Origin of the sequence: Sporichthya sp., assembly GCF_013815995.1 — a bacterium.
In the GTDB taxonomy this organism is placed as follows: domain Bacteria; phylum Actinomycetota; class Actinomycetes; order Sporichthyales; family Sporichthyaceae; genus Sporichthya.
In genome coordinates, this window is record NZ_JACDFE010000026.1 from 20,433 (window position 1) to 28,132 (window position 7,700).

Here is a 7,700-nt window from a genome sequence, read left to right on the forward strand (position 1 = left end):
GTGAGCCTTTCGGCTGGTTCTGCCGCATCACGGAATCAACAAAAGCGAGACCGCGTTGCGGACTTACCGACCGGTCAGTTAGCGTAGATGATCGGAGGGGAACGCACAAACGAACGGCAGGAGTTCCGCATGACCACTCCGGCACCGGAGGCGGCGACCCCGCCCGCGCCGGCACCTCGCAAGGTGGACGAGCTCGGATTCGAGGAGCGTTCGCACCGCGAGATTCTGATCGTGATGTCCGGCCTGATGGTCGCGATGACGCTGGCGATGCTCGACAACATGATCATCGCGCCGGCCCTGCCGACGATCGTCGGCGAGCTCGGGGGGCTCGAGCACCTGGCGTGGGTGAACACCGCCTACATCCTCGGCACCGCCGTCTCGACCCCGCTGTGGGGCAAGTTCGGCGACATGTTCTCGCGCAAGTGCGTGTTCATGATCGCGATCGCGATCTTCGTCGCCGGTTCGGCGATCTCGGGCGCGGCGCAGAACATGGATCAGCTGATTCTCTTCCGCCTGATCCAGGGCCTCGGCGCCGGGGGCCTGTTGGTCGGCGTCATGTCCGTGCTCGCCGTGCTGATCCCGCCGCGCGATCGCGGCCGCTACATCGGCTACTTCATGGCGATCATGCCGGTCTCGATGATCGCCGGTCCGCTCGCCGGTGGCGCGATCACCGACCACGCCTCCTGGCGCTGGACCTTCTACATCAACGTCCCGCTGGGGATCATCGCGCTGTTCGTGGTCTGGGTGACCATGCACCTGCCGGCGCAGCCCAAGAAGCTGGTCAAGATCGACTGGCCCGGCGCCGGGCTGATGATCGTCTGGATCACCGGGCTGGTCCTGATCACCACCTGGGGCGGCACCGACTACTCGTGGGGCTCACCCACCATCGTGGGCCTGGCTGTCTTGACCGTCGTCACCTTCGCGGGCTTCATCGCCGTGCAGCTGAAGGTGCGCGAGCCGATCATGCCGCTCAGCCCGTTCCGCAACCTCAACTTCAGCCTGGTCGCGGGCGTCAGCCTGGTCCTCGGCTTCGTGATGTTCGGCAGCATGACCTTCCTGCCGCAGTTCCAGCAGTACGTCCAGGGCGCCTCGGCGACCAACTCCGGGCTGCTGTTGCTCCCGATGATGGTCGGCACCACCTTCACCAGCATCACCGTCGGCCGCTTCGTCAGCCGGACCGGGCACTACAAGACCTTCCCGATCCTGGGGACGGCGTTCGCGGTGGTCGGGCTGTTCCTGCTCGCGACCATGGACGAGGGGACCAGCCGGGCCGAGACCGGCTTCTCCATGTTCGTGCTCGGCTTCGGCATGGGCATGCTGTTCCAGACCACGCAGCTGATCGCCCAGAACAGCGTGGAGCTCAAGGACATCGGGTCGGCGACCGCCGCGATCATGTTCGTCCGCAGCATGGGCGGCTCGATCGGCATCAGCATGCTGGGCGCGCTGTACGCCAACAAGCTCACCAACTCGATGGAGAGCCGACTCGGCGCGGACAACCCGCTGGGGGACGCCGGGGCCCAGCTCAGCCCCGAGATGGTCAAGGGCCTGCCGACCGAGGTGAGCGGCGCGCTGCAGCACGGCATCGTGGACGGCATTGCCGGCGTGATGCTCGTGTCGGCGCTGATCGCGATCGTCGGGGTCGCGTGCGCGACCTTCATCAAGCAGGTGCCGCTGCGCGGCATCAGTCCGGCGGCCAAGCCGGCCGATCCGGCGCCCGCAGCTCCGCCGCTGATCCCGGCGACGACCCTGGTCCCGGTTCCCATCGCCGCCGTCACCGCCGCGCTCACTGTGCAGAACGACGGCCCTGGCCTGCTGGTCTGCGCGATCAATGGTGTCCCGGTCCCGGGGGCGGCGGTCACGCTGCTCGCCCGCAACGGCCGCCAGATCGAGGTCGGCCAGGCCGACGACACCGGGGCCTACCTGCCCTCCTCGGACGGTTCGGAGTCCTACGCGGTCATCGCCTCGGCGCCGGGGTACGCCCCGCACGCCGGGCTGGTCGTCCCGCCGAACGGCGTCGCCCAGAAGGTCGTGCTGACCCCGCTGTCCGCGGCTGCCCTCCCGGCACCGACCAACGGTGCCGCGCAGTCCCTGACCGCTGCGCCCTGAGCTCAGGCCGGGCCGCAGGTCCGAGACGCTGATGCCCTGTCAGATCCGCTGGCGGGGCGTCGGCGCGTCCAGCGCCGCGACTCTGGTGGCCTGGACGGGGTATCCGAGGCGCCCGATAGCCCGACCGGGCGACCGGAGTGGGAAGGTGGGTGGGTGATCGAGAGCGCGGAGGAGTTCATCAGGCTCCGTGCGAGCCAGGATCCGCGCGACTACGCGCGCGCCGCCCAGGAGCCGGCCACCCACGAGGTGTGGCTGGCGGTGATCCGCGACCACCCTGACCTTCGCCGCTGGGTGGCCCACAACAAGACGCTCTCGTCGGAGCTGCTGCGGATCCTTGCGGCGGACGTCGATCCCGCCGTCCGGTGGGTGGTGGCGATGCGGCGGGCGGCGCCGCCTGAGGTTCTCCGAGCTCTTGCCGCGGACCCGGACGTCAGCGTTCGGGGACGCGTAGCGACCAACGCCAAGACGCCCGAGGTGGTGCTGCGGCAGATGACGCAGGACCCGGACGAGACGGTCCGCGCGGCGGCTCAGGGGCGCGTCCAGCGGTTTCGCTGAGCGCTACCCGCGACTCAGATCAGGTCTTCCTTCGGCGGCCCGGGCAGCGTCTGCCGCTGCTCCAGCCAGCAATTGCCGAGCCGGTGGTAGCCGCGGGCCTCCCAGAACCCCAGGGTGTCCGGGGTGATGTAGTCCCACCCGCGGAACCATTTCGGGCCCTTCCAGCAGTACAGGTGCGGCAGCACCAGGCGGACCGGGGCACCGTGCTCGGCGGTCAGCGGTACGCCGTTCAGGGCGGTCGCGATCATCGCCTGCGGCGAGCGCAGGTCCTCCAGCGTGACGTTCGCCGAGTAGCCGTACTCCCCGTAAACCAGGACGTCGGTGACGCCGGCCGGCGGGGGCGCGAGCTCGAGCAACGTCGACGCCGGCACGCCTTCCCAGCCCAGGTCCAGGCAGCTCCAGCCGCTGGCGCAGTGCAGGTCCGCGGTCAGGCCGGTCTTGGTGATGTCCGTCAGCTCGGCGACCGAGGTGGTGACGGTGCGGTCGGCGAGCTTGCCGCCGACCGCGATCGGCCACGGGTCCGGCTTGCGCCGCGGCACCGGGCCGTAGTGGCGCACGGGCATGTCGGCGCGCGCTGTTTGTCCCGGCGGGAGCGGGCGGTCGTTGTCGGACGACGGGTCTGGCAGGGCCACAGGATCAGCTAAGCATCCGTTCCTGCGGTGGCCGACACCGGCTCGGTACGGGCGAGTGCCGGGACAGTCGACGTGCGATGCCGCATTCTGAACCCTCCGCCGCGAGAGCTGCAGGAAGGGAACGACCGTGGCCCTACATGGTGGCGTTGAACCCGTCGCCACGATCGGCGGGATCGCCGTACCCGCGAGTAGGGCGCGCGCGTACTCTCCAGGGACGCCCGGCGACGGCGTCACCACGGCAAACCACGGCGATGAGGTGGAGGGCGGGTGCACGGAGAGCTGCCGACCTGGGCGATCTACGTCTCCATGCCCCTGATCGCCGCCGTCATCGGCTACGTCACCAAGCTCGTCGCGGTCGAGATGATGATGCGGCCGTTGGAGTTCCGCGGCATCAAGCCGTTCCTCGGCTGGCAGGGCGTGATCCCGCGCTTCGCGCCGCGCATGGCCAACATCGCCACCGACCTCATGCTCTCGCGGTTGCTGACGACCCGTGAGTTGTTCGACCGCATCGACGGCCGCGAGATGGCCCTGCGCCTGCAGGTGCCGATGAAGGCCACGATCGATGAGATGACGCGCGAGATCATGTCGCGCCATCAGCCGCTGGTCTGGGAGGCGATGCCCGAGGTCGGCCGCCGGGCCGTCGTGTGGGCGGTGCAGCGGCAGGCGCCGAAGATGGTCGAGCGCCTGGTCGACGATCTCAAGCGCGACCCCGAGTCGGTCATCGACCTGCGCGCGGTCGCGGTCGACGCGCTCACCCGGGACAAGGCGCTGCTGGTCTCGCTGATCCGCCGGATCGGCAAGAACGAGTTCAACTTCATCATCCGGGTCGGCGCCCCGTTCGGCTTCGCCCTCGGGCTCCTCCAGGCCGGCGTCTGGGCCGCCACCCACAACACGTGGATCGTGCCGATCTTCGGTGGGCTGATCGGCTTCTTCTCCGACTGGGCCGCGCTGCAGCTGATCTTCCGGCCGGTCAAGCCGAAGCGGTTCGGCCGGCTCTTCTCCTGGCAGGGCGTCTTCCACCGCCGCCGGGTCCAGGTGATCGAGGACTACGCCACCGTGCTCGGCGGCGAGATCCTCACCCCGGCCAACCTGATCGACGCGATGCTCACCGGCCCGCAGGCCGACCGACTCTTCGCCCTGGTGGCGAAGGAGGTCGACATGGCCGTCAACGCCCAGGTCGGTCCGGCCAAGCCGCTGGTCGTGCTCGCGGTCGGCGGCCGCCGCTACCAGGCCTTGCGCCAGGAGATCGTCGCCTCCGCGGTCACCCGGATGCGCGGCAGCATCGACGATGTCGGCGCCTACGCGATGGAAGCCCTCGACGTGCAGGGCGTGATCATCACCAAGATGACCGCGATGACCGACGAGGAGTACGAGAACCTGCTCCGGCCCGCGTTCAAGCAGGACGAGTGGAAGCTGATCGCCGTCGGCGGCGTCCTCGGCTTCCTCATCGGCGAGCTCCAGGTCCACCTGCTCCTGACGTGACCTCAGCGCCCGCAGAGGCTGGCCTTAGCGGCCGCCGGCTTGGCCGATGCCGTTCACCTTGACGGTGTACGGCGCCTCGACGGTGGCCTTCTCCTCCGGGTCGTCCCAGCCGATCACCGCTACCAGCAGCGGGAAGCTGCGCAGCGCTGCGATCTGAGCCTTCGTCAGGGTGACGGCGTACTTGCCGGAGAAGCGGAACACCTTGACCCGGCGGGTGACCTCGTCGATCCCGACCAGCTGCAGGGACCAGTCCTTGACCGGCAGTGGCGAGATCTGGGTCATGGTGCGGAACGGGTCGATGCTGGTGCCGTTGCTGATCACCTTGCCGCCGACGGCGATGTCGTCCACGGCCCAGCCGCCGTTGTTGATCAGCGGGTCCGAAACGTAGCGGAAGCCGATCAGCACCTTCTGGCCGGCGTACTCGGACAGGTCGAACACCTGCGGCGTGGGCACCGGAGAGGCGCCGGTCAGGCCATAGCCGATCGAGGTCTCCTTGGTGAGGGAGTTGCGCAGCGACTTGTAGGTCTTGCCGCCGTCGGCGGAGATCAGCGTGTAGCCGAAGTCGAAGTCCTGCTCGAGGTTGTAGACGGTGTTGTACGTGAGCAGAGGGTTGGACTCCGGGACGTCGGCTTCGAAGACGATGCTGGCGTCGGCGTCCGGCTCGTTGCCGGAGAAGAGCACCGGGTTGTCCAGCGGCGAGGGCGGGATGGCCGGCAGGTCGATCGGCGCGGGCGGCGGCAGGTTGGGCAGGACGGGCAACGCCACCGTCGGCAGCGGGTACTGGTTCGCCACCGTCCACTGCACCGGCAGCGGCGGGAGGCCGCGGTCGCCGGTGAAGGTCAGGTTGCGCAGCTCGGCACCGTCCAGCGGGCCGACGCCGAGTCCACGCAGCGTCAGATAGTCCGCGCCGTTGGCCACCGCGCCGACCGCACTCAGCGCCGCCGGGTTGAGCAGGTTCACCGCGGCCCGCAGACTCTTGGACGTGACCAGCTTGCGCTGCACGCCGGAGACCGTGGAGCCCTTCTGCTCAAGCAAGCGGTCCAGCAGGTTCATCAGTTGAAAGTCCTGCAGCACCTTGGTGACCTTGGGTTTGCTTTTGATGCCGTCCAAGATATTGCGCAACGAGGAAAGCCCAACCCGTGCGCCGTCGCGGTGCATGGCGTGCAGCACCTGCTCGCCGAACCGGTCGTGCAGGTAGAGCATGAAGGACTCGGCGTTGCCGTAGTCGGCGAGTAGTTCCTTCCCGGTGCCCTGGTCACCCCAGCGGGTCAGGGAGTTCGCCGGGCCACCGCAGGGCACGGGCGCCGGGTTGTACGCGGTGACCATCGTGCGGAAGCCCTGGAAGCAGGCGACGTAGGCGTTGTAGCCGAACTGGTTCACGCTGAGACGGGAGTCGATGTAGTCGGTGACGTGCTCGGCGTACATCGAGAGGCCCTCGTTGACCCAGGTGACCTCGTTGGCGTCGATGTAGTACATGAGCAGGTGCTGGTACTCGTGGGCGAACACCGCTTCGTAGAAGTGCGGGGTCCCGTCCATGTTCTTGCACGGGTCCTGGTTGGGCTCGTGCGGCGGGTTCTTGCCCGTGCTGTGGGTCCAGTCCTCCGCGTCGATGGTCATGATGTTGCGGTCGGTCAACTCGTTGAAGGCCGGCGAGAAGAATCCGGCGACCCCGGAGCGGTCCTTCGGGAACTTGTAGAAGGCCGCGTCGCGAATGTTGTCGACCAGCGTGACGACCTTGTTGCCATCGCCGCCGAAGGTCAAGCCCGAGGTCTTGAGGTCCTGCGGTGCGTCGGAGCCGTCGCGGTCGGGCGCGACGCTGAAGGCCTCGGACTCCTTGGGCAGGATGTTCGAGTCGTACTCGTGAATCAGGGACTGGACCTGCTCGTCGCTGATCGTCGTGTAGTTCGGGAGGGAGGCGCGACAGTCGCCCGCGCGCGTCTCGATGCCCTTCGACGTCGCGTCGGCCCCGGACGCCACCCACACCTCGATGGACTTGCCGACCCCGCGGAGCGTGTACTCCTTCATGTAGTCGATGCCCTGCTCGAAGTCGACCGCGGGCCACATCCGCTTGGTCCCGGCTGCCGGGGTGGCGCCGGCTGTCGCGGTGCGCCGCTGGGCCTGCCCGTCCCGGGTCGCCAGCCACGAAGCGACGGTGTCCGCGGTGTCCGCGGCCAGGTTCAGCTTCTTGTGGACCGGCTCGTAGGACTGGACCGAGCGTCCGAAGGAGGCCTCCGGCGCCGCCGGCGCGTCCGCCTTGGCGTTGTGCACCCCGGTCAGCGTGCTCAGCACAAGCCCGGAGACTGCCAGTCCGGCGACGAGGTGACGCTTCATGCAGGGCGTTCCTTCCAAGCGGGCGGGGCCGTACTGGTGTTCAACGAGCGACCTGGCCGGGTGTCACGAGGCGTGCGGGGTCAACCTAGGCAGGTTTATCCGGATTCGTCACCGTCGGTGCGCTGTATTGGCGGAACACCGGGACCGCCAGCGCCAGCAGCACGACGGCGGCACACAGCAACCCGCCGCCCACCCACGAGGCCTGGACGCCGACCGCGGCCGCCGTCCCGCCGGCCCGGACGTCACCGAGCCGGGGCCCCCCGGCCACCACGACGATGAAGACGCCCTGCATCCGCCCGCGCATCTCGTCCGGGGCGTAGGTCTGCAGCATGGTCTGCCGGTAGACCGCCGAGACGAGGTCGGCGGCGCCGCCGATCGCCAGCAGGAACACCGCCAGCCACAACTGGTCCGCGAGTCCGGCGCCGGCGACGGCCAGCCCCCAGATCACGATGGCGATCACCAGCGCGACTCCTTGCCGGCGAACCCGCCCGACCCAGCCGGAGGTGGCGCCGGCGACCACGGCGCCGATCGCGAGCGCGGCGAACAGCCAGCCGACCGCGGCGGCGCCGCCGAGCTCCTCCGCCCGCGCGGGGA

At 69.1% G+C, this 7,700-nt stretch carries 6 protein-coding genes; 3 read left to right on the top strand and 3 right to left on the bottom strand.

Annotated elements, in window-relative coordinates:
- Nucleotides 1–129 precede the first annotated feature (129 nt).
- Both H0X00_RS05105 and H0X00_RS05110 read left to right on the top strand, forming a co-directional pair.
- Nucleotides 130–2,106 (top strand): MFS transporter, encoded by a 1,977-nt coding sequence (locus H0X00_RS05105; protein ID WP_293767694.1) that lies wholly within the window; start codon nucleotides 130–132, stop codon nucleotides 2,104–2,106.
- A 153-nt stretch (nucleotides 2,107–2,259) separates the two neighbouring features.
- Nucleotides 2,260–2,661 (top strand): hypothetical protein, encoded by a 402-nt coding sequence (locus tag H0X00_RS05110; RefSeq protein ID WP_293767695.1) that lies wholly within the window; start codon nucleotides 2,260–2,262, stop codon nucleotides 2,659–2,661.
- Between the two features lie 14 nt (nucleotides 2,662–2,675).
- Here the strand turns inward: H0X00_RS05110 and H0X00_RS05115 are convergent, their stop codons facing one another.
- Nucleotides 2,676–3,224, bottom strand: a complete 549-nt coding sequence (locus H0X00_RS05115) for a molybdopterin-dependent oxidoreductase (protein WP_293767696.1) — start codon at nucleotides 3,222–3,224, stop codon at nucleotides 2,676–2,678.
- Nucleotides 3,225–3,560: 336 nt separating this feature from the next.
- Here H0X00_RS05115 and H0X00_RS05120 point away from each other — a divergent pair, with 336 nt between their 5' ends.
- Nucleotides 3,561–4,775 (top strand): DUF445 domain-containing protein, encoded by a 1,215-nt coding sequence (locus tag H0X00_RS05120; protein ID WP_293767697.1) that lies wholly within the window; start codon nucleotides 3,561–3,563, stop codon nucleotides 4,773–4,775.
- A gap of 24 nt (nucleotides 4,776–4,799) precedes the next feature.
- On the opposite strand, the gene H0X00_RS05125 is transcribed toward H0X00_RS05120, so the two are convergent.
- Together H0X00_RS05125 and H0X00_RS05130 are read right to left on the bottom strand one after the other, a co-directional pair.
- Nucleotides 4,800–7,106: an immune inhibitor A domain-containing protein gene (locus tag H0X00_RS05125; protein ID WP_293767698.1), complete on the bottom strand. Its 2,307-nt coding sequence runs from the start codon at nucleotides 7,104–7,106 to the stop codon at nucleotides 4,800–4,802.
- 85 nt (nucleotides 7,107–7,191) lie between these two features.
- Nucleotides 7,192–7,700: MFS transporter (locus H0X00_RS05130; protein ID WP_293767699.1), on the bottom strand; the 509-nt coding region annotated here is incomplete at its 5' end.